Here is a 24,227-nt window from a genome sequence, read left to right as displayed (position 1 = left end):
AACATATAGCTAACATTGTGGTAATAGCTTTGCTGGAAATTAATATACGGCAAATTGAAATCACAACTACACCTCAAAAAAGCACTATTTACGGTGCTGTTTTTAATTATCGGCGCATCAGCATTTGCGCAAACAGGAAAAATTTCAGGTAAAGTATCGGATAAGAAAACTGGCGAAACACTAATTGGTGTTACAGTTAAGATTAAGGGTACGGCTAAAGGAGCGTCAACTGATGTTGAGGGACGATACATTATCAGTGCATTGGCACAAGGTAAATATACTCTTGAGGCTTCGTACGTAGGTTATGCTACTAAAAACATTACAGATGTTGAAGTTAAGGGTGGAAATTCAACCGTTGTGGATCTGGTAATGGAAGAGGCGGGCTCCCAGAAACTGAACGAGGTAGTAATTACGGCAACAGTAAAACAGGAATCTGTGAATACATTATATAATCGCCAAAGAACAAGCCCTAGTATTTCCGATGGTATTTCTGCCGATCAGATCAGGCGTTCACCAGATAGAAATACATCGGAAGTTTTAAAGCGCGTGAGTGGTACAAGTATTCAGGACAACAAGTTTATTATTGTCCGTGGTTTGAGTGATAGATATAATGCAACATTATTGAATAATGCAATTCTTCCCAGTTCTGAGCCTGATAGAAAAGCATTTTCTTTTGATATCATACCATCAAATATGGTTGATAACATCATTATCAACAAAACAGCTTCACCAGATCTGCCAGGAGATTTTTCCGGAGGTGTGGTACAGGTTTTAACCAAAGATATACCTACAGAGAATTATATTTTTGTATCTGCCGGAACCGGATTTAATTCTCAATCTACTTTTAAAGACTTTCAATTGGGAAAGAAGGATGGAGTTGAAAACTTTGGTTTTGTAGGCAAAGATAGAAATATTCCAGGTGGAATCGTTTCTACAGCTAAATACCAGCAAATGTCAGACTATGAGAAGATTGCCTCCGGGAAACTTTTTCTTAATTCATTTGGTATCAACAACAGTAAGGCAGCGCCTGCACAGGCATATCAGATAAGTACGGGTTTACGAAAAACGTTAAAGAACGATGCCAACATTGGCGCAATTTTATCGCTTAACTATAGGAATAGCGAAAGTCTTACTAAGAGTGAAAGATTTGAATATAATCAGGATAAGACAGAATTTGACTTTAATGATGATGTTTACAAATTTAGCTCCTCTCTTGGTGGATTGGCAAACTTAGCCTATGTTAAAGGCAACAATAAGATTGCTTTTAAAAATATTTATAATATCTCTTTGGACAACTCATATACCCAACGTGAGGGAGCCTTGGTTATTGACAAAATCAAAAGAAAAGGATATTCTTATGATTTGGTTAGTAAATCTTTATTGAACAGTCAATTGGAGGGTGAGCACAAGTTCTCGTGGAAAGAATTTAAATTGAACTGGAACTTAGGTTATTCTTACTCAGATCGTTTGCAGCCTGATTTGAAATCTGTGAACTATGACCAGAAAGAAGGAGAAACAGAGTATCAGGCAGTAGTGCCAAACGGTACTGCATCCAGAACAGATGCAAGCAGGTTTTTTTCAGAGTTATTTGAAGACAGTTATAATGGTGGTTTAAATATAGCATTGCCATTTACTTTTTTAAAGGAAAAAAGCACATTCAAAGCTGGTGTCCTTAAACAGTATAAGGAAAGGGATTTTAGTGCCCGTAAATTCGGTTATATCCGGTCTTTCTCTACAGGAAGCTTCGATCAGAATCTGTTAAAACTACCGGTAAATGAAATCTTTAATCCAAATAACTTAAATAATAATGGCTTTGTACTGGATGAAGGTACTGAGGCGACAGACAAGTATGATGCGACTTCGGATTTGAATGCAGGCTATTTAATGTTAGATGCCAGGTTTGGTAAGAAATTAAGGGCTACATTTGGAGTTAGGGTTGAAGATTCTTACCAACGTATCAATACAGCAGATAACTCTGGAAACAAATTAAAAGTAGAGAACCAATTTACAGATATCCTGCCTTCATTAAATGCAACTTATAGCTTGTCGGATAAAATGAACCTGCGTTTATCGGTTTCAAACACTGTTACGCGTCCTGAATTAAGGGAGTTGTCGAATTTTGGTTTCTTCGATTATATATCTAAGCGTGTATTGATAGGAAATCCTGATTTGAAAAGAAGTCAGAATACCAATATTGACATTAAATATGAGATATTTCCGGGTGCTGGACAGATCATTTCAGTGTCAGGATATTATAAGTACTTTAAAAATCCAATTGAACAAATCGTATCGTCTGGAAGTGTGAAGAACGTAACTTTTCAAAATGCTAACTCAGCTACCACTTATGGTATGGAATTGGAAGTTAGAAAAACGCTTGGATTCATTAACGAGGGGAGCTTTTTACAGAACCTGACAGCGTATACTAACGCAGCTCTGATTTTTTCGACGGTTAATTTAAACAGTTTAATTTCTGAAATCACCAACCGTGCATTGCAGGGGCAATCTCCATATCTGATCAATGCTGGTTTATTGTATAACGATCCTAAGACTAATTTATCCTTCAACCTGTTGTACAATAGAATTGGTGAACGTATTTCAGAAGTTGGTTATCAGGGCTACAATGATATCTATGAAAAAGGAAGAAATATGGTTGATTTTCAGATCTCAAAAAGGGTCTTGAACACCAGGGGAGAACTTAGGTTAAACCTTTCAGACATCTTGAATGAGAAAATCTTATTCTACCAAAACAACGATAACAACAAGACTTATCAAAAAGGAGACAACATCATGAATACTGCGCGCGTAGGTTCCGGTGCAAGTCTGACGTTTACTTACAATTTTGGATTAGATAAAAAATAGAGACTTAACAGTTGCTTAATGTCAAGGTAACCAAATGGTAAAACCATCTTAATGTTGAGGCAATGTTAAGGTGATAATTTTGAGAAATAGAAATTATAGAAGAATGAAAACACAAAAACTATCAATCCTTTTTTTAGCATTTGCAATGGCTTTTGCTTCTTGCAGAAAAACCGATAAGGACGAGACTGAAGTTCCACCAAAGGCTCCTGAAGCAATAACAGGTGAAATAACTACGAACAGGACTTTAACTGCTGATAGGCAATGGATACTTGACGGTACTGTATTTGTAAAAAGTCCGGCTGTTTTAACCATCGAACCTGGCACTATAATCAGGGCTAAAGTTGGATCAAAAGCAGCATTAGTAATTGATAAAGGTGCAAAGATAATGGCGGATGGTACAGCTGCCAAGCCTATCGTTTTTACTTCAGGACGTGACGCCGGTGCCAGAAACCCTGGAGATTGGGGAGGTATCATTTTAGTGGGACGTGCTACTACAAACAGAACAACTCCGGTACAGGTTGAAGGTGGTGTTGCTATAACTTACGGTACTGATAAGATGGATGATGACAACTCAGGTGTACTTAGATATGTACGTATTGAATACGCTGGTATCGGTGTAAACGATAGTGAGATCAATGCTTTGACATTTTATGCTGTAGGCAATAAAACCGTTGTAGAGAACGTACAGACAGTTTATGCAAATGATGATGCTTTTGAATTTTTCGGAGGAACTGTTAACTGTAAAAATTTAATAGCTTACGCTACTGCTGATGATGATTTTGACTTTGACTTTGGTTACAATGGCAGCGTACAATTTGCTGTAGCTATCAGAGATCCTAAATTTGTGGATGCTGCTGATGACGGTAACGGTATTGAGTGTGATAACGATAAAGATGGCACCGATGCTACCCCTATCACACAGCCTAAAATCTCTAACATGACTATTATTGGCCCAAATAATGCAGCCAATACTGCAGCAAGACATGCATATGGAAACCGTTGGAGAAGAAATGCCAAATTTATTTTTAACAACTCAATTGTTCTGGGTTCACAAAAAGGAGGCATAAACATAGAGTCTGACAAATCCGCAACTTCTTACAAAAACGGAGATTCTCAGTTTAAGAATAATATAGTAGCTGCTTATACAGCCAACTTCCTGACCAATGCAGCAACATCTATATTAACTGCTGCTGATATGCAAACAAAAGCTTTGGCAGACGGAAACGTTGTTTTTACAGATGCAAATATAAGTGTTAAGTTGAATAATCCTTTTTCACTAACAGCCCCTAATTTCTTACCTGCTGCCGGATCTCCTGCATTAAGTGGTACCTGGGTAGCAACAACTGGTGCTACAGCAGTAACTTATCGTGGTGCATTTGGAACAACAGATTGGACAAGTGGCTGGGCTAACTGGAATGCTCAGAGTACTGCTTATTAATTGATAAAATAATTTTCCTTAAAGGCCTGTTGTATTTCAGCGGGCCTTTTGTTGTAATATTCCATGAACCTTTTATAAAACCTACTCGTAAACAGGTCATAGATAATTGGCTTAGACATTCGTGCCGGGGTAATTATGAATTTTTAGTAAAAAACTTTTATAGTAATCCATACTTAACAAACCCTTAATATCGCTGCCCTACTTTTGTGGCATAAATATTTGGTTAGTATTTATAAAGTTTAGGTTTAGTTGATAACAAAGAGCCCCGATGGATGTCGTGGCTTTTTGTTTTATAACAGCTTAAATAATTTTAACCTCTACTTAACATTGGGCTTATACCTTTAAGATTTTAATCCATAAGGGTAAAGAATCAGGAATGAGATTTTTATTTGCTGCAATATTATTTCTTATCAATTTGTTTTCAGTGGCTTATGCACTGCAAAAAGATCTGTCTGGCTCTTCCGAAAATGAACAGTTGATCAGGAACAATCCGAATGCCGCATTTGTAAAAATTAAACGCGATTTAAATAAGGCCCTGCAGGAAAATAACCAGAATGCCGCGGCATTGTGTTACCAATACTTGGGTAAGTTGTTTTATTACCAGGCAGCGTATTCACAAGCAGTAAAATACTACTACAAGGCCAATGAGATTTTTAAAAAGAGCGATGACCGTCCTAACCTGGCCAAAAACCTGAATATGGTGGGCGAAGCCTATTACTATGGCAAGCAATATGGAATTGCACTCAGTAAATTTCAGGAAGCGCTGCAAGTGTACACCTCACTACGCAACCACGGTGGCATGGCGGCTTGTTATGGTTTAATTGGGCAGACGCAGGAAAAAAATGGCAGGTATAGCTCAGCTATGAAATACCAGCGGCAGGCACTGGCCGAATACCGAAATAGTAAAGATCAAAGGGGTATTGCTAAGATTTATGAGAACATGGGCAGCATTTATGAAGATAAGCTGCCCATGGATTCCGCATTAAAATATTACCAGCTTGCATTTAAATTAAATGAACATAATGCTGATGACCAGGCGCAAATTGAGATCTTAAACAATATTGGTGATGTTTACCGGAAAACAGGCCGCTATGCGGAAGCACTTGATTATACCAAAAAGGCAAAGGCCATGTCCTTAAAAATGAACGACCAGTACCAGCTGAGTGCGGCCTATCGGGACCTTTCAAAAAACTTCAGCCTAATAAACAGGTATGACAGTGCGTATCAATACAGTGAGCTGGGCAGGAACATCTTTTTAAAGATCTTCACAGAAGACAATAACAAGCAGCTTACACTTTTGCAGACCTTGTTTGAATTACAGCAAAAGGATGATGCAATCCAAAGATTTGAAATCGACAAAAAAACGACACACCTAATCATTATAGCTACAGTATTAATCATTATCCTACTGATTTTACTTGCAGTCAGTATCATCAGCAGGCAACGGCTCAAGCTAAGGAACGAGCAGGAACTGAATGCGCAAAACCAATCGCTGTACGAGGTGCAGAAAAATGCGATAAAGGCCGAACTTGAGCTTAAAAGTAAAGAACTTACCAGCAATACGCTGCATGTGATACAAAGCAACCAGTTCCTGGACGAATTAAAGGCTGAAATACTGAATATGATCAAAGATGACAAGAGAGATCAGAAAAAGCGGCTCCAGCAGATTATTCAAAAGATCAACCAGAGCATCAATCATGACAGGCACTGGAAAGAATTTTCGGGGATGTTTGAACAGATCCATCAGGCTTTTTTCGACAAGCTAAAAAACTATGCCGTTGACCTTACTGCAAATGACCTCCGTTTGGTGGCCCTGATTAAAATGAACCTGAGCTCAAAGGATATGGCAATCATCTTTGGCATTTCACAGGACAGTCTGCGCGTAGCGCGCTACCGGTTAAGGAAAAAACTGGATATCCCGCAAGGAGAAAACCTCAGTTCTTTTATCCAGGCGCTATAACCAAAATGCCCTTTAATATTTTGTTAACATTACGCTAACCGAATGATAATGGCGGTTTTTGTTATTTGTAATTTATTAAAATACAGGTGTTTATGAAATGTATGTTCACGCTGTATCCGCTTTGTATACAGATGCTGTAACGCTGTATACATTTTGTACACGCTGGAAATTTAGATGTGCCTGTACCACTTTGCACTTTTGGGCCATAGTTTAAAAACAACAAACACAAACAAATTATTCAGAAAATGAAGTCAATTTTACAGGTTCTATTTTGCCTGCTGTTAAGCGTTGTTACTGCAAGTGCAACCAGCTTAAAGGGCTACGTTTATGACCAGAAAACCGGTGAAGCACTGGTTGGCGCATCGGTGTACCTGGAACATACATCCAAGGCGGTTTTAACTGGTCTGGACGGTTCTTTTGAAATCAAGCATCCTCCGGCCGGAAGTTTTACCTTAAAGGTTTCTTATGTGATGTACAAGACTTTATCAAAGCAGATCACGATACTTAAGGAAGACAACCCGATGGTTAAGATTTACCTTTCTGCAGCGAAAGACAACGACTTGAGTGAAGTGATCATATCGGGCAAAAATGATGGTGCTACAGAAAAGGCCGCCCGGCGTATCGAACAAAAATCGCTGCAGCTGGTCAATGTAGTTTCGGGCAAGGCAATGGAGGTCTCTCCCGATCTTACGGTAGCTAATGTTGTGCAGCGCATATCAGGAATATCTGTTGAGAGGAGCAGCAGCGGAGACGGTCAGTATGCCATTTTAAGGGGTATGGACAAAAGGTATAATTATACTTTGGTTAACGGGGTGAAAATTCCAAGCCCGGATAACAAGTACCGTTATGTACCTCTGGATATTTTTCCTTCTGAGCTGCTGGAACGACTGGAAGTGTACAAGACGCTAACCCCCAACCAGGAAGGCGATGCCATTGGCGGTGTGGTCAATATGGTTATGAAGGATGCACCCGAGGTGCTGCAGGTTAGTGCAAATCTGGCTGCCGGATACAGTCAGTTACTCATAGACAGGGATTTTATGAGTTTCAATGCCGAGGATATCCGCCATAAATCTCCGTATGAAATATACGGAAAGGACTATAAAGCAACTGTTACAGATTTCCCAAAAGGAATGGTTGATTATACAGCTAAACATCCAGCGCCAAATGTAGTAGGCGGGCTTTCTATCGGAAATCGATATTTCGATAATAAGCTTGGAGTGTTGCTTGCCGGAAGTTACCAGAACAATTACCGCGGGAGCAACAGTACATTTTACAACTCGGCGGTAGTGGCCACTGATAAAACCGGTGCCATCATGAATAAGGATGAGCGGCAATATTCTGAGCGGCAGACCCGTTATGGTGCCCATGCCAAATTAGATTATACATTTAATAAAAACCACAAATTAAGCCTGTACAATGCCTATGTTAACCTTGGTAGTTTCCAGCTCCGGGATTCCAGGTCGGTAGATTTTACCAGTGGATATGAGCCGGAAAAAGGAAATGCCAAGCTCAACTACGCTACACGTACCCGTTTTACCGGTCAGCAGATTTATAACAGCACCCTGCAGGGTAGCCATCAGCTTATCCCTGAAAAATTAAAAGTCCAGTGGTCGGCCGTTTATTCATCTGCCAAGAATGAGGCGCCCGACCAGAATAACATCAATATATTGGGTGTAAGGGAGAATTTTTCAGACCGCCGCACCTTTGCCCCTGCAATCGGGGACGCTTATACACGCCGCTGGGAACGCAACACCGAGGAAGATAAAGCCGGATATCTTGACCTAACCTACAGCACTGCTTTTGGGAATGCCAAGATAGATTTTAGTGCCGGCGGCTTGTACCGTGACAAGCAGCGAAACAGTTTCTATAACCAGTATATTTTTACTTCCAGCAATCCCGATGCTTTATATGGAAAGGATTTCAATAACTATACTGAGATCAGCTGGACCATCAAAAACCCTTCGGGAGCGGTAGACAATACGCTTACTTATGATGCCTCGGAAAAAATGAGTGCTGGATATGGAATGCTGACTTTAAATACCGAAAAACTGCAGCTGATTGGTGGCCTGCGCATAGAACATACCGATCAGGGTTACCGCATGCTTTTCCCGGCCGCAGAACTCCGACCGGTAGGATCGCAGGTATATACCGACTACCTTCCGGGTCTAAACCTGAAGTATAGGGTTACAGGGAAGCAGCAAATCCGTGCTTCCTACTTCCGTTCGTTAAACCGTCCAGGGTTTTATGAGCTCATCCCGGGAGGAGGGTTGATCCAGGATGATTATAAAGAAAAGGGAAACCCCGATTTGAAACGTGCAACTGCCGATAACTATGATCTGCGCTACGAGTTCTTCCCTAACGGAAATGACCAGTGGCTGGTGGGTGTCTTTTACAAAAATATAAAGAACCCTATCGAATATAGCTTTCAGCCAGACCCGGTGCGCCCTCAGGATACCTATTATTTACCGGGGAATTTTGGAAATGCCCGGAATTATGGCCTTGAAGTGGACTACATTAAGTTCATTCATAAGTTTGGGATCAAAGCCAACTATACTTATACGCATTCCAGGATTACGACACCAAAAAGCTCAAGGGTAAGAGATGATCAGGGCGATCTTAAGCCTGTTTTTGTGGATCAGAGCCGTCCCTTATACGGGCAGTCTGAACATATCGCCAATCTTTCCCTGCTTTACAAAGGTGGAAAAAACGGGTTTGATGCTCAGCTGGCAGCCGCTTACACCGGCCCCCGTATCAATACCGTTTCCCAGTTCCTGGACAACGACCTTTGGCAGCAGGGATTCATCCAGATGGACTTCTCTGCAGAGAAGCGGTTCAAAAACAACATCAGTATTTTTATAAAAGGAGGAAACCTGCTGAACACACCTTTAAAGTTATTTATTAAAGGTACAAATCCTAATAATGCAGGTATAGCTACAGAATTTGATGGTAAAACGCTGATCCGTAACGACCATTATGAACAAACCTATTTAATAGGCTTGCGCTATAAAATTTAACCATTAGACCATTCATCATTAAAAAAAATATGAAAGCAAAACAACTTATGATGTGCCTGGCCCTGTTTACGGGCGTATTTGCGGGCTGTGAGAAGGCCAACATTGATGTAGATCCGGACACAGGAAACGGATCGGCCATAGGGGAGGTTTCGGGAATATGGAAAAGAGGAAGCGTGCAGCGCATCACCGGCGACATCATTATCCCTGAAGGGCAGTCGCTCGTGATTGAAGAAGGTGTAACCGTAATTATGGATGCAGCAACAAAACCTGAGATTATTGTTAGGGGTAACCTGTACGCTGAAGGCAGCCAGGCATTTCCGATTAAATTTACCGTTGAGGAAGCCTTACGGACACCGGAAAATAAGTTCGGGCGTTTATGGGGCGGGATTTTGGCTGCCCCAAGCTGTGCCGAACTGTTGTTGAACTACACCATCGTTGAATATGCAGGCGCAACAACTTCAGATGCCTCTACTTCGGTAAAACAAAAGCTATACAAGGGAAAGGCCGGAGAAAACCTGCCCGCTCTTTGGTTTGCCAATGTAAACGGTAAACTGGTGGTAACAAACAGTATTTTTAGAAACCTTCAGGAAGACTGTACATATATTGAAGGCGGGAAGATCATTTTTGCCAATAACCGGTTTTATACTACGGGTGTAACGGGCGGTGAGGCCATTAACTTAAAGTCAGGCTGCCTTGCAGATGTAGCCTATAATCTGGTTTACAGCACCAACACCAATGCGCTAAAATTATCCAATAGTGGCGACAAAAGCCCGCAGACCTACGTAGTTGCCTATAACAATACGCTGATCAATACCGGATGGCGCAGACCTACTGCCAAAGGTGGCTCCATCTGGGTAGAAGCTACGGTTAGAGTGAGTATATTTAATAACCTGTTTGCGAATACCCGCTTTGGCATTAAAAGAGACACAAAAGCACCTGAAGACAGCAGGTCTCTTTTTGGTAACAACCTGTACTATGGCTATGACCAGGTTACCGTTAATCAGTTTCAGCCAAACAACGAAATTGTAGCAGGCAGCAATGACATTATTGGTACTGCTGCGGGAGCTAATGATCCGAAGTTTGTAAACTATCCGCTGGATAACAATGTCAACAGCCCCGATTTTAATACATCCTGGGATTTTCATTTGCTGGCCGGCTCTCCGGCATTAAATAAAGGCAGAACTGGCTTTACCCGCCACCACGCGGCTGGTATTACATTGAATGGAGTTTTGTACCAATCGCCGGAGCCCTCAACCTATATTGGTGCCTTTGGCGCAAACTAATTTTTATATCTTACTACTTTACTGATGAATAAATCCAATACCATATTTTTTTTGAGCCTGCTTACCCTGGTAAGTGCGGGCTGCACACCACAACCAAACAATACAACTGCGGTTAAGCCGCTCTATGTTACCGAGCCTGTACAGTTTGATACAGATGACCCGGCCATATGGGTTAATCCTGAAGATGCTTCCCGCTCGCTGATCATTGGTACAGATAAAGATGAGAATGGCGGCTTGTATGTGTTTGATTTGAAAGGAAAAATCGTAAAAGGCAAGACCATAACCGGCCTTAAAAGACCAAACAACGTAGATGTAGCTTATGGGTTAATGCTTGGAGGTCGAAAAACAGACATTGTTGTAACCACCGAAAGGATGACCCATAAGCTCCGCATTTATTCGTTGCCGGATATGAAAGCGATAGACAATGGCGGAATACCGGTATATGAGGGTGAAACACAGCCTATGTACAGGGACCTGATGGGCATAGCTATGTATACAGATTCTCAAGGCAGGATTTATGCAATCCCCGGGAGAAAAACCGGACCAACCGACGGCACTTATTTGTGGCAGTACCTGCTTGAAGATGATGGCACCGGAAAAATTAAAGCCAGCCTGAAAAGGAAATTTGGGAATTATAGCGGCAAAAAGGAAATAGAATCCATAGCGGTTGACAATGAGCTTGGGTATATTTATTATTCCGATGAGCAGTTTGGGGTGCGTAAGTATTATGCAGATCCATCAAAAGGGAACAAGGAGCTTGCGATATTTGCGAGAGAAGGCTTTAAAGAGGATAATGAGGGCATTAGCATCTATAAAACCACTCCTACTACCGGTTACATTCTGGTATCTGATCAGAGTGCCAACGAATTTAAAGTATACAGCAGGGAAGGTGTTAAAAACGCCGACGATCACCAGTTGATCTGCGCTATTAAGACATCAACCAATCAGAGTGATGGTTCTGACATTTATTCCAAACCGCTTAATGCAGATTTTAAACATGGCATTTTTGTAGCCATGAGCGATGATAAGACCTTTCAGCTGTACCGATGGGAGGATATGGCCGGTAGTTTATTAAAAGTGAACAGATAAGGGTGATTTCTGGCCTTTTAAACAAAGTGAATTCGGTCTTCTGAACAAAGCCAGGTAAAATTATGCGCCCTAATTTTGTATCAACAAAAAGAAATAAAATGATACAGAACAACAACCAGGGAGCATTGCAAAGTCCGCTAGGATCGGGGTTTAATGCCAAATCAACCACTGCTGAAGTAATTAATGGTATTCACCTTAATGGTAAAACAGCTATTGTAACCGGAGGTAATACCGGTATTGGATTGGAAACTGCCCGAACTTTAGCGGCAGCGGGCGCAACGGTTATCGTGCCTGCAAGGGATATGGAGAAGGCACGCAAAAACTTGCAGGGCACTGCAGATGTGGAGATCGCGGAAATGGACCTGATGTTACCGGCATCAATTGATGCATTTGCAGAAAGGTTTCTTGCTTCAGGAAGATCATTAGATCTGTTGATCAACAATGCGGGTATTATGTGGGTGCCGCTACGCAGAGACAGCCGTGGCATAGAATCACAATTGGCCACCAATTATTTAGCACAGTTCCAGCTTACCGCTAAATTGTGGCCCGCCCTTAAAAAAGCAAATGGTGCCAGGGTAGTTAATGTTTCTTCGCAGGGTCATCAATTTGCCCATTTCAATTTTGATGATCCTAATTTTCTGCGTAGGGAATACGACACATTACAAGGTTACGGGCAATCCAAAACAGCTGTTAACCTTTTTTCAATGGAGTTAGACAATCGTGGCCATTCCGCTCAGGTAAGAGCATATTCGGTACATCCTGGTTCTATTGGCGGTACAGAATTGGGAAGAGAGGCACCGCTGGAACTGTTTCAAAAAATGGGTTTCGTAGATGCCGCGGGTAATTTACTGCCTGAGATGGCTGCTTCATTAAAAACAATTCCGCAAGGTGCTGCCACGACAGTTTGGTGTGCAACCAGCCCTTTATTAAACAATATTGGCGGGGTGTATTGTGAAGATGCAGATATTGCTAAATTAGCACCTGAATCGGCTGCTTCGAATGGGGTAAAGCTATATTCCCTCGATGAAAGCGATGCAAAGCGGTTATGGGAACTAAGTGAAAAATTAACAGGCATACAATGGAATATTTAGCAAAGTATATAACTGAAGACATCAAGCTTTCCTGTTATGAGGATAAATTTTTCAAGTCTGATATTATGTTTGACCAACATATGCTGGTGTGGTTCCTTTCGGGCGAAACCAGAATTGTGCAGGCGGCTGCGACCTATGTTTTTGGTAAGGGTGATATTTTCCTGATCCCAAGAAATCAGCTGGCTACCATTATCAACTATCCTAAGGACGGCCAGCCGCATAAAACGGTGGTGATGCACCTGTCTACGGAAAGACTGAAGGATTTTTATGCCAATAAAACTATAGATTCCGGGCGGCTTAAGCCCCCGGGAATCTATAGTTTCAGTAATCATCCTTTGCTGGAAAGCTGCCTGGCCTCGCTCATTCCATATTTTGACATGAAAGATATTCCGGAAGATATTGCTGCCATTAAGATTACGGAAGCCATAAGCATCCTCAGGACATTGGACAGGGGTGTTGATCATGTACTTGGCAATTTTGAAGCGCCAGGAAAGATTAACCTTAGCGATTACATGGAAAAGAATTTTATGTTTAATCTGCCCATGGAGAAGTTTGGTTATCTTACCGGGAGAAGCCTTACTACTTTTAAACGGGATTTTAAGAAAGCCTTTGCCATGACACCACAGCGCTGGTTAACGCAAAAGCGACTGCAGCTGGCCCATTACCAGCTTACAGAAAAGAAAAAAAGACCTTTAGACGTATGCTACGAAGTAGGTTTTGAAAACCTATCCCATTTTTCGTTTGCATTTAAAAAACAATTTGGCTATGCGCCTACCGAGCTGTTAACGCGGCGGCTTGGAAATTAATAGGGGTATAAAAATTGTTATATTTAGATATCAATAAATCCAGTGATACTTTTTAGCACAAAAGTAAATCATTTAAAAACATTTCATTAGGAGATTTTGATTTCTTAATATTAAATATGGAATTTGAACTGATACAAAACCTGGATATTACTGTTAAGGACAATATACAATACCATCGCCTGATGCTTACGCAAAGTGGCACTGTGGCGACGTTTTATTCAGATGATGCAGATGAATGCTATTATCTGGACTGGTATACTGGTTCAGAAGTGGTGCAAACGAAAATCCAGGACTTTACTTACGATGTTTTTGATCCTCCTGCGCTGTTTCAGTGTCAGGGTTATGTTGGGATATTTGCTTCTGCCGGGAATGCATTATGTCTTTTTACGGAAAACAGGAAAAACGAACCTATTCGGATTTCAATTTCTAATGAACTTCCTGTTATTCAATACCCAGGCTTTGATAAGGAATTGACCAATTATGTTTACGCGGGTAGTACCGATTCAGATGTCATTCCATTTCTCTTAAAAGAGGGAGGCTTACTGCCGGTTTATTTTGCCCAGCTGAAGATTGATGTAGCAGAAGGTTCAGCAAAATGGATAAAACTGAATTACTGGGGCGATAGCCAGGAAATTACTGCTTACATGGCTGTATTAGAAAAGCCTGCCAAAAAGCCCTTCACCATTTTACATGCGCTGAATAAAAATGATTGGACCTACATTTTTGGGATCGGAGACAGAGATGGCGGCTATCTTAAATATGGAATGGATTATAGTGACCTTTGTCTTTTGGATGAAGGGGGGAAAGTAAAAGAAAAGATATTCTCTTTGGGCCCCTTGAATAAAGGAGGGAAGAAAGGCGGAAAGGAATGTTTATTTACCTCTTCCGGACACTATGCGATTCTTACTCCGGTTTTTAACGCTGACGATTGGAAAGGCCAACAGAGGATTTTAGATATTGGTCAGCAGCAGCTGCTGGATGTGCAGCTTCCTAAAACTTTAGCTGGCTATCAGATTGTTGATCATAACAACGATTGTTTTCTGCTTATTAATGGGATGAGGAATCAGATCATTACTGATATAAGCGGTATTATTATTGCCAAAAGTTTATCGTAGCGTATTTGCTGGCATGCCTGTTGGAATATGGGATGCTAAATGTTCTTTTTTACAAGGTTGTTGAACTGCACTAAAAGATCCTGCTGTCTTTCATTGATTAATTTTTTTGCTTTTTCAAAATGGTACCAGCCTGCATAATCTATTTCGGAAAAGTCTTGTTTTTTGCCCGATTTTGGAGGCCACTCCAGTTCAAAAGTATTGCTGCGGATTTTTTCGGGCGCTAAATCTCCCTCAACCGCCCAGCAATTTATCTGTTTGCCACCTTTTTGTACAACGGGCTGAAGAGGAATAAAATGGCCCGAAGGACGATAGCCTGTTTCTTCTTCAAATTCCCTGACGGCAGTGTCTAGCGGCTCTTCGTCAGCGTTTGGTTCGCCCTTGGGGATGGTCCAGCTGCCCTCATTTTTATTGACAAAAAAAGGCCCACCAGGATGAACCAGGAAAAACTGGGGCTCTCCAGCCTTCCAACGGTATAACAAGATGCCATAACTTTGTTTCATATGCCTATAAACAAAACGGCCTGCATTCGGTTTTGGAAAATCCTGAAAGATGTTTGATTGCTATTGTTATTAGCGTAAATTTGCAGCTGCAACTAATAACAATAGTATGGATGGTATGCGGGGATTTTTAGGTGAAACGCCCTGGCACAGGGATTGGAAAATGGCTTTCCCGCCAGATTACCGGGAGGTGTGCTTTCGTGACGGCAATTTACAGGAGCAGCATCGTGCAGATGTGTATACCCCTTGTGGAACAACTCTTGAATTCCAGAACTCACCTATCAGTTTGACAGAACTGGAAAGCAGGGAAAGCTATTACCCAAAACTGATATGGGTATTGAACGGAAAAAAATTCAAAGGTTTTCGGATTCTTAAGCATTTGCCCGACGTGGACGATCCAAGGCTTCAGAATTATGAGTTCTGTCATTCAGACCATCTTTCCATGATTAGAAAAGATGATTTGCTGAACACCCGCGGAAAAATCAAGCGCCTGAATTTTCATCATCCTGAATTAAGGGATATTCCTTTAACTGCTCATTATTATTCATTTTGCTGGAAAAACCCTCATAAGGTTTGGTACCAGGCTAGGCGCCCTCTAATCATAGATCTGGGAGGATACTTTTTATACCAGCTAAAGCAGCGCCCTCAGTTATCTGGTGCTTATGCCTATCTGCACATGATTTCGAGAAAAGATTTTTTAGCCCGGTTTATAGACAAATAATCGCCTGAACACCAGGTGGTTTGCTTATAATAATATTAAACTGTCATCTCGGTAATTCGACAGTAAGTGGTGTTCTGGTGATAACTCTGTAATGAGATAATTAATTTGATTGGGTTCGCAAATCCTGATCCTTTGCGCACTGTTAAGTTTCTCAGAAATGCTCAGTACTGCGGTTTTTTTAGAAGACCTGATGATCGCTTTTTTGACCTGAACAATATCCCAATCCATGTCTGTAAGGCCGTCTACCGAAGAAAAGGCATTTGCGCCCAGTAAGCATAAGTCTACTTTAATATCTACCAGCTGGTTAATCACGCTAGCGCCAACATGCAGGTTTGCGTTTTTGTTGAGCTTGCCGCCAATGGTAATGACTTCAAGATTGCTGTGGTCGGATAGGGTGATTGCTACCTGTGGGCTGATCGTAAAAAACGTGGCCTTAAGGTTTTCCGGAATCATTTTAGCCAGTTCCAATATGGTTGTCCCACCTTCGGTAAGCACAACCATGTCATTTTTTATGAGTTTTAGCGTTTTTTCTGCAATCTTCTTCTTCTCGGTTAACGCATATACTTCATTTTGGAGGTTAAAAGGCGCAACAAATGATTTACTGGCAGCCCCGCCATGAACCTTTAAGAGCTTTCCTGTTTCTGCAAGTTCTTTCAGGTCGCGCCTTACCGTGTCATCAGAAATATTTAACAAAGTACTTAAATCAGTAGATAAAACCTTGTTGTGCAGGTTTATCTCTTTCATGATCAGTTTATGTCTTTCTTCTTTTCGCATGTTTTTTGAGTCGTTAGGTAAAAATATAAAATCTGTTCAGAATCTAGAGAATGTTTGATTTTTTGCGGTTTTATATTTTGAATAGATGTTCTGGTAAATTGTTTTATTTTGCATGTTTGGTGCGTTTTTTATAGTTCGAATTTTTGCATTTTGTTTTCTTTCTTCAGCAATGATAATACTTATTATGCTGTTTTTCTGTTTAAAATAGATTGTTTTTTATTTTTTTTAAAAAAAAATTGGATGCTATCTTTTTGCGGTTATATTTGTATTGTAAAACGCAATAAAAACGCAAACTTATATTGTGTGTTTTAACTAACCACCTAACCAACCAAACAACTGTATGCATAAAATTCTAAAATGGATGTTTTTGCTGTTAATGATTACTGAGGCAAAAGCAGAGGGTTTCTCTCCTTACCAGGAAACAGATCCTAAATTAATTAATGGTAAAGTAATCGATGAAAATAAACTGGCATTAATTGGGGTATCGGTAAGAATTAAAGGGGGTACAGGTGGAGCGATAACCAACGCTGATGGTGAATTTTCTTTACCGGTAAAAAACCAGGTGGACTCTATACAGTTTTCTTTCATGGGGTATAAAACCCAAACAATCAGTGCAAGTGTAAAAGGATTTGTAACCATCCAGCTGCTGCCCGATGACAAAAAGGATTTGGATGAAGTAGCGATTGTGGGTTACGGTACACAAAAGAAGGTGTCTGTCACTGGTTCTTTATCAACCATCTCAGTTAAGGAAATGGAGCGGGTTTCTACCCCTTCGCTAACCAATGCAATAGCAGGAAAGTTGCCCGGCATCATTACCCGTCAGGCCAGTGGTGAACCTGGTGGCGATGCTGCCCAGGTATACATCAGGGGCTTGTCAACCTTTGGGAATAACGGGCCTTTGGTATTGATTGATGGTGTAGAGCGTAATATGAACCAGATTAATGCACAGGAGATTGAAAGTTTTACCATTCTTAAAGATGCATCTGCTACTGCTATTTACGGGGTACGCGGAGCAAATGGGGTAATCCTCATCAATACAAAAAGGGGAGAGGGGGGAAAACCAAGAATCACCTATAGGGCTGAAGTAGCCGGGCTTACCGCTTTGCGGCTTCCCGAATATATCAATGGTGGTCAATATGCATCGCTAATGAACGAGGCGCTGGTAAACGCAAACCAATCTCCAAGATGGAGTGATGAAGAACTGAGGAAATTCAGGGATGGATCGGACCCTTATCTTTATCCGGATGCGAACTGGACAGATGCGGTTTTAAAACGAAATACCTGGCAAACCATCAACAACCTGAGTGTCACAGGTGGCTCAGATATCATAAAATATTATACTAATGTAGGCTTTACCTTACAGGACGGCCTTTACCAGCAAGATCCGGAAAATAAGTTCAATACAAATGCGAACATAAAGCGCTATAATTTTAGGAGCAATGTTGATATTAACCTTTCCAAAAGCCTGACGCTGCAGTTGAGCCTTGGTGGGGTTATCCAGAATGGCAATTATCCTGGCTGGGGCATGGCAGATATATTTCAAGCTATGAAAGTCATTTCTCCTATTGCTTACCCGGTAAGGAATCCAGACGGAAGCCCCGGAGGTGCCTCTACCTATGTAGGCTGGAACCCATGGGGAAGGGCAACGCAATCCGGATATCTTACCAGCGACGGGAGTACCCTCCAGAGCACTTTTGGCGCTAAATGGGATTTATCTTCTTTTACTACAAAGGGATTATCTGTAAGGGGGTTATTTGCCTATGACCGTAATAACTCAACCAATAATGCCCGGGCTAAAGCTTTTGAAGTGAAGCGCTATTTGGGGCAGGACCCGATAACCGGAAAAGACCTGTACAGCGCGGCATTCAGAGAAGAGCAGCCACTGGGCTACGCTGTAGGTAACGCGAACACCAGGTCAATGTACACCGAAGTGCAGCTGAATTATGAGCGCAGTTTTGGACTGCATGATGTCACGTCCATGTTATTGTTTAATCAGAACGAAGCTGTTAACCTTACAGCAGGCAGTTCCATATTGAACATTCCACAAAGGCGTCAAGGCCTTGCGGGAAGGGCCACATATGGTTATAACAATCGTTACTTTGCTGAAGTTAATTTTGGCTACAATGGCTCTGAGAATTTTCCTGAAGGGAAACGCTATGGCTTTTTCCCGTCCTTTTCGGCAGGCTGGCTGGTATCCAATGAGAAATTCTGGAAGGTCCCATTTATCAGTATGCTGAAATTGAGGGCTTCACACGGGAAAGTAGGAAATGACCAGATTTCGGGCTCCAGGTTTCTGTTTTTAAGTACCATCAGAACGCAGGGCCAGTCTTATCTTTTCGGGCCGGGTCAGGAAGTGCTTTATGGAATGGAAGAGAATGCCATTGGCAACGAAAATGTAACCTGGGAAACTGCAGACAAGAACAATATTGGTTTAGACCTGGGTTTGTTCAATAATATTGTAAACCTGCAAATAGATGTATTTAATGAAAAACGTATAAATATACTGCTGCAGCGGAAAACTGTACCTGCTGTTGCGGGTTTCTTCCCATGGTCTATTCCTTTTGGAAACCTGGGTGTTGTTAAGAACAAAGGCGTTGATGGCTTGATTGAAGTGAAGCATACCACTTCGCAAGGTTTGTTCTATTCTTTCAGGGGCAATTTCACCTTTGCAAAGAATACCATTGTAGAAAACGACGAGCCCTTGAAACGGTTTCCCTATTTGTCTGAAAAAGGTTTACGCCTGGGACAATCTTTCGCCTTTATTGCTGATGGTTTTTTCCAGTCGCAGGAGGAAATAGAAACCAGTCCGAAACAAACATTTTCGCAGGTGCGCATAGGAGACACAAAATACAAAGATATTAACGGAGATGGGCTGATCGATTCCTTTGACCAGATTCCGGTAGGCTATTCGAGATTGCCGGAAATGACGTTTGGGTTTGGCAGTACGGTCTCGTTCAAAAATTTTGACCTGAGTGTATATTTCACCGGTGCAGCCAGAACAAGTGTGTTTTTGAACGGAACATCTATGTGGCCTTTTTATGATGGGCTTGGTGTAAATAATGTTATGGCAGAATATTACAACAACAGATGGACACCGGGTAATCCCAATGCGCTTTACCCGGCAATTGATGTCGGAAACAATCCCAATAATTTTATCAACTCAACGGTATGGATGAGAAATGGGAATTACCTGAGGTTAAGAAATGCTGAAATTGGATATACACTTGATAAAAGGTTCAGCAACAGGATGGGCATGAAAAGTATCAGGCTTTTTGTAAATGGGATGAACCTGGCTACCTGGGACCACATAAAGATAATGGATCCTGAATCCAACGATGGTACAGGCGCTTATCCTTTGCAACGCTCGATAAATGCGGGTTTACAGATTGATTTTAAATAGAAGCATCATGAAAAAGAATTACATATATATATTGTTGGTCGTATTGACTGTTCCGTCTTTATTTTTCTCTTCCTGTAAAAAGTATTTAGACAAAAGCCCGGAAGAGGATATCACTATTGAAGAGGCCTTTTTACAGCGCAAATATGCTGAGGCCTTCCTGGTAGACATTTATGCCGGTCTGCCGAATGAAATTTATTTCACGGATATGTCGGATATTAATCCCTTCATTGTGGCTTCCGATGAAATGAACATCCCCTGGCCAGAGAAGTTTCCGAAGCTGATGAATAAAGGAAGCTGGAATGCCTTTAATGTGGCTGGGCAAATTTACAAAAACATGTATGAAGGGATCAGGAAAGCTAATATATTCCTCAAATATATTGAGCTTACCCCCCTGTCGGCAGAATTTACACAGGTTACCAAAGACAGGTGGATTGGAGAAGCCAGGTTTTTAAGGGCCTTTTACCATTTTCAACTGATGCGTATTTATGGTCCGGTTCCGGTTATGGATTATGCTGCCGGTGTGAGTGATGATTTTACCAGGATCAAACGCAAACCATTAGACGAATGTGTGGCATTTGTAGTAGCTGAATGTGATAAAGCAATTGGATTCCTGCCGATGAATGTGGTGGAAACCCGCGACATTGGCCGGCCTACTGCAGCCGCTGCGCTTGCCTTAAAAGCCAGGGTGCTGTTGTATAACGCCAGCCCGCTTTGGAATGGCAATCCAGACTATATTTCTGTAGCAGACAAGCAGGGGGTAAAGTTGTTTTCCCAGGCTTATGAGGCCGGAAAATGGAACACTGCGGCAAATGCGGCTAAAGATTGTATTGACAAATGTGAGGCAGCCGGCTATAAACTATTTGAGAATTATCCTGCTGATCCGGTAAAAAACTATCAGCAATTGTTCCTGGAGAATAACAATACAGAGGTTTTGTTTGCACGCAATTCGGGCAGGGATAACTGGATGGAAAAATGTGCCTTTCCTGGCAGCCTTGGAGGATGGAACGGATGGAACCCGACACAAAATCAAATTGATGCTTACAATTTGGCCAATGGGGCGGTGCCCATTGCAGGGTATAACAGTGATGGCTCACCAATTATCAATCCGCAATCCGGGTATGTAGAAACCGGATATGCCGCCACTGGGCATCCTGGTGGGCGCTGGCTGGCAGATACCAGGAACATGTATGTGAACCGCGATCCGCGGTTTTATGCAACCATCAATTTTAACGGGGCCTACTTTATTGACAGAAGGGTACAGTTTTGGAAAACCGGCGCCGACGGGCAGGGAAATGCCGGAAGGGATTACAATACTACCGGCTACCTGCTGAAGAAATTCATTGATCCGGGTGTAAGCATTACCCAGGCCAGGTCTTCTCTGAAAACCTGGATATTTTTCAGGTTGGGAGAGTTTTACCTGAACTACGCAGAAGCATTAAATGAAGCAAGTGGCCCGGTAGCAGAAGTGTATAATGCGGTTAACAGGATCCGCAACCGGGCAGGTATGCCAGGTTTGCCTTCAAATCTTTCTCAGGAAGAGATGAGGACCAGGATACGTAATGAGCGCCGTGTAGAACTTGCCTTCGAGACACATCGGTATTTTGATACCCGTCGCTGGAAAATCGCTGCCCAAACAGATAATGGTCCTATTTACGGAATGAACATAACCGAAGGAACAGCTTTAAAGGATGATAATTTCTTTAGAAGAATGCTGGTAGAAACACGTCTGTTTCAGGCGCCAAAGCACTATCTGTTTCCCATTCCGCAGGATGAAATAGATAAGAATGCAAATATGGTTCAAAATCCTGGCTGGTAATCAAATGATTTATTGAAAAAATTCTATATTCCAATGAAAAAAATATTTCAATTATTGAGCATTGCAATCTTTATGATTGCTGCCGGGTGTAATAAAGAAGTGCTTGTTGATCTTGACGTGCCGGGTGCAGCAGATTACCAGAAACTCTATATGCCGCAGGCCAACCAATACCCTATAGAAAGAAGCCTGAGTATTTCAGATTCAGTATATACGTTCGTATACAGTGCATATTTAGGAGGGAGCCAGAATAACCAGCGTACCATTGAACTGAAATTTGCTGTAGACCCTGCGAACGTAGAAGCATATAACTTAAAGAACGGGACCAGTTATAAGCTTATGCCAGCCGGCAGTTATGAACTGCCCAGTGAGCAGGCAATGATTAAAAAAGGTGAAAAAAGTACCGGGGCTTTGAGCATGAAGATCAGGACCAAGGGGTTTTTATTGCCCTTTCAAACCTACCTGCTCCCATTAAGCATTCAGGAAGCAAGTGCAGCAGTCAATGCCGATCTAAAAACAAGTTATTTTTTGATCACCGGCTCTTACGCTCCGGGAGAGGTGCCCCGTGAAAAAGCCATCAGTCTTGGTGCTTCGGCAGTGGGCAATATCATGTTTGATTTTGATGGTAAGCTGATCAGGAAAACCAACGATGGCAACCTGTTATTGTATCCTTTAAATACAGATGGGACTTTTGGTACAGCAGGGCAAATTGGTCAGGGCTGGAATATATTTAACCTCATCTTTTATTATGGAGGTGACCGTTTGATTGGAAGGTGGGCTTCCGGGGCAGGAGATATTACCCAATATGCCGTAAGCAAAACCGGTGCATTTGGTGCCAGTAAGGGTATAGGCCAGGGCTGGGGAATATTCGCTAAAATTATTCCTTTTAAAGGATTGCTGCTTGGAGTTGACAATGCAGGTAACATGACCATGTACCCACTGGATGCGGCAGGTAATTTTGATTTTGGAAAAATAAAAGTTATTGGTTCGGGCTGGAATGTTTACACCAGGGTTTTTGCTTATAAAAATAGCCTGATTGCTATTGAGGCTAACGGGGATATGTACCAGTTCCCCTTAGCTGAAACAGGAGAATTTGGGCTGAAGAAAAAAATTGGCAGTGGCTGGGATATGTACGGTTCTGTTTTTGCAGCGGGCGATGATGTGCTTGGCCTTGATGGTAACGGAGATCTGTGGCGGTATAAATTTAATCCGGCCGGATTCTGGCCTTTAAAAAAATAATGTTTTAAAAACATTTTTATATGATAAACAACGCAATAGCCTATTCTATATTTATTTTATTACTGTTGGTTTCCTGCGGGAAATCAACGGTAATAAACAAGGAAGAAGAGCCGGAAAAGCCTAAACCAAGCCAGTTTAGCAACCCTGTTTTTGAGCCTATACTTGCTGATCCCAGCATTGTTAAAGCCGCAGACGGGTGGTTTTATGGTTATGGTACGGAAGACGATTGGGGCGATGGGAAGGGCAATAGGCTTGTGCCTGTGCTGAGATCGCTTGATCTTGTTAAATGGAGCGTGGTTGGAAATGCTTTTCCGTCCAAACCCTTGTGGAAAGACCAGAGCGGGATATGGGCCGTTGACGTGGTTATGGTAAACAATCTGTACCACATGTATTATTCTTATTCTCTTTGGGCTGATGCCAACCCAGGTATTGGTTTGGCGGTAGCCAATTCGGCTTCGGGCCCCTTTGTAGATAGGGGGAAACTTTTTTTGAGTGATGAAATTGGCGTGCCCAACACCATAGACCCTTTTTATTTCGCAGAAAATGACAAGAAGTACCTGTTCTTTGGCAGCTACAGCTCATTGACCACCCAGGGTACCTTCGCTGTGGAATTGACAGATAACGGATATGCTTTAAAGGACATCAATAATAAAGTGAAAATTGCTGCCGGCGATTTTGAAGCGGTAATGATCCACAAACGAAATAATTACTATTATTTTTTCGGGTCTAAGGGCAGCTGCTGCAATGGTGCCTCAAGTACTTACAACGTAAGGGTAGCCAGATCAGCATCATTGATGGGGCCATACCTGGACAAAGAGGGCAGGAGTATCACAGAAAGGGGAAACGGGACGCTGCTGATTGCGGGTAGTGACAAATATGCCGGGCCAGGGCATAATTCACGGATAATATCAGATAAAAACGGTGCTGACTGGCTGCTGTACCACGCCATTAGTAAATCCAATCCATTGGTGCCGGGTGGGGCCAGCCGGCGCATGCTGATGCTTGATAAAGTTAACTGGGTTGACGACTGGCCGGTTATAGCAAACGCCGTGCCGGGCAACGCCCTCACAGCAGCCCCGGCATTTTAAGTATTGCGGGCAAAAAATATCGCTGATAAATAAAAATAAA

Annotated in this window: 16 protein-coding genes; 14 read left to right on the top strand and 2 right to left on the bottom strand. The window is 41.9% G+C overall.

Features of this window, described 5'->3' with window-relative positions:
• The first annotated feature begins 54 nt into the window (after nucleotides 1-54).
• The 9 genes from B9A91_RS22800 (at nucleotide 55) to B9A91_RS22760 (ending at nucleotide 14,655) form a co-directional block, all read left to right on the top strand.
• Nucleotides 55-2,859, top strand: coding sequence for a TonB-dependent receptor (locus tag B9A91_RS22800; protein ID WP_084241374.1), 2,805 nt, complete (start codon nucleotides 55-57; stop codon nucleotides 2,857-2,859).
• Nucleotides 2,860-3,004: 145 nt separating this feature from the next.
• Entirely contained in the window at nucleotides 3,005-4,297 is a 1,293-nt protein-coding gene (locus B9A91_RS22795; protein WP_159451768.1) for a T9SS C-terminal target domain-containing protein, read from the top strand.
• A 376-nt stretch (nucleotides 4,298-4,673) separates the two neighbouring features.
• Nucleotides 4,674-6,257: a tetratricopeptide repeat protein gene (locus tag B9A91_RS22790; RefSeq protein ID WP_084241372.1), complete on the top strand. Its 1,584-nt coding sequence runs from the start codon at nucleotides 4,674-4,676 to the stop codon at nucleotides 6,255-6,257.
• Between the two features lie 245 nt (nucleotides 6,258-6,502).
• On the top strand, nucleotides 6,503-9,271 hold the full coding sequence (locus tag B9A91_RS22785) for a TonB-dependent receptor (protein WP_084241371.1): 2,769 nt from the start codon (nucleotides 6,503-6,505) through the stop codon (nucleotides 9,269-9,271).
• 29 nt (nucleotides 9,272-9,300) lie between these two features.
• Nucleotides 9,301-10,554: a hypothetical protein gene (locus B9A91_RS22780; RefSeq protein WP_084241370.1), complete on the top strand. Its 1,254-nt coding sequence runs from the start codon at nucleotides 9,301-9,303 to the stop codon at nucleotides 10,552-10,554.
• A gap of 24 nt (nucleotides 10,555-10,578) precedes the next feature.
• Nucleotides 10,579-11,643, top strand: coding sequence for a phytase (locus B9A91_RS22775; protein WP_084241369.1), 1,065 nt, complete (start codon nucleotides 10,579-10,581; stop codon nucleotides 11,641-11,643).
• 98 nt (nucleotides 11,644-11,741) lie between these two features.
• Nucleotides 11,742-12,734, top strand: coding sequence for an SDR family NAD(P)-dependent oxidoreductase (locus tag B9A91_RS22770; protein WP_084241368.1), 993 nt, complete (start codon nucleotides 11,742-11,744; stop codon nucleotides 12,732-12,734).
• Nucleotides 12,722-13,540, top strand: a complete 819-nt coding sequence (locus B9A91_RS22765) for a helix-turn-helix domain-containing protein (protein ID WP_084241367.1) — start codon at nucleotides 12,722-12,724, stop codon at nucleotides 13,538-13,540. Before B9A91_RS22770 ends, B9A91_RS22765 begins: the two co-directional genes overlap by 13 nt.
• A gap of 116 nt (nucleotides 13,541-13,656) precedes the next feature.
• Complete coding sequence (locus tag B9A91_RS22760; RefSeq protein ID WP_084241366.1) at nucleotides 13,657-14,655, top strand: hypothetical protein; 999 nt, start codon at nucleotides 13,657-13,659, stop codon at nucleotides 14,653-14,655.
• Between the two features lie 35 nt (nucleotides 14,656-14,690).
• Here the strand turns inward: B9A91_RS22760 and B9A91_RS22755 are convergent, their stop codons facing one another.
• Nucleotides 14,691-15,155 carry an NUDIX hydrolase gene (locus B9A91_RS22755; protein ID WP_084241365.1) on the bottom strand — a complete coding sequence of 155 codons (465 nt, stop codon included), beginning with the start codon at nucleotides 15,153-15,155 and terminating at the stop codon, nucleotides 14,691-14,693.
• Between the two features lie 115 nt (nucleotides 15,156-15,270).
• On the opposite strand from B9A91_RS22755, the gene B9A91_RS22750 reads away from it, so the two are divergent.
• On the top strand, nucleotides 15,271-15,873 hold the full coding sequence (locus tag B9A91_RS22750; protein WP_235012660.1) for a competence protein CoiA family protein: 603 nt from the start codon (nucleotides 15,271-15,273) through the stop codon (nucleotides 15,871-15,873).
• Between the two features lie 24 nt (nucleotides 15,874-15,897).
• Here the strand turns inward: B9A91_RS22750 and B9A91_RS22745 are convergent, their stop codons facing one another.
• On the bottom strand, nucleotides 15,898-16,647 hold the full coding sequence (locus tag B9A91_RS22745; RefSeq protein ID WP_084241363.1) for a DeoR/GlpR family DNA-binding transcription regulator: 750 nt from the start codon (nucleotides 16,645-16,647) through the stop codon (nucleotides 15,898-15,900).
• A gap of 340 nt (nucleotides 16,648-16,987) precedes the next feature.
• Here B9A91_RS22745 and B9A91_RS22740 point away from each other — a divergent pair, with 340 nt between their 5' ends.
• The 4 genes from B9A91_RS22740 to B9A91_RS22725 are packed head-to-tail and all read left to right on the top strand — an operon-like array spanning nucleotide 16,988 to nucleotide 24,187.
• Nucleotides 16,988-20,047, top strand: a complete 3,060-nt coding sequence (locus B9A91_RS22740; RefSeq protein ID WP_235012659.1) for a SusC/RagA family TonB-linked outer membrane protein — start codon at nucleotides 16,988-16,990, stop codon at nucleotides 20,045-20,047.
• 7 nt (nucleotides 20,048-20,054) lie between these two features.
• The gene (locus B9A91_RS22735; protein ID WP_084241494.1) at nucleotides 20,055-21,863 is read left to right on the top strand and encodes a RagB/SusD family nutrient uptake outer membrane protein; all 1,809 of its coding nucleotides are present in this window, start codon (nucleotides 20,055-20,057) and stop codon (nucleotides 21,861-21,863) included.
• A gap of 33 nt (nucleotides 21,864-21,896) precedes the next feature.
• The gene (locus tag B9A91_RS22730) at nucleotides 21,897-23,099 is read left to right on the top strand and encodes a BT_3987 domain-containing protein (RefSeq protein WP_084241362.1); all 1,203 of its coding nucleotides are present in this window, start codon (nucleotides 21,897-21,899) and stop codon (nucleotides 23,097-23,099) included.
• 20 nt (nucleotides 23,100-23,119) lie between these two features.
• A complete protein-coding gene (locus B9A91_RS22725; RefSeq protein WP_084241361.1) occupies nucleotides 23,120-24,187 on the top strand; it encodes a family 43 glycosylhydrolase in 1,068 nt (355 codons plus the stop codon).
• Nucleotides 24,188-24,227: the final 40 nt, after the last annotated feature.

The sequence above is a fragment of the Pedobacter africanus genome (assembly GCF_900176535.1).
In the GTDB taxonomy this organism is placed as follows: Bacteria; Bacteroidota; Bacteroidia; order Sphingobacteriales; family Sphingobacteriaceae; genus Pedobacter; species Pedobacter africanus.
The sequence above is the reverse complement of the archived record's forward strand: the minus strand, read 5'-3'. Positions and strand labels throughout refer to the sequence as shown.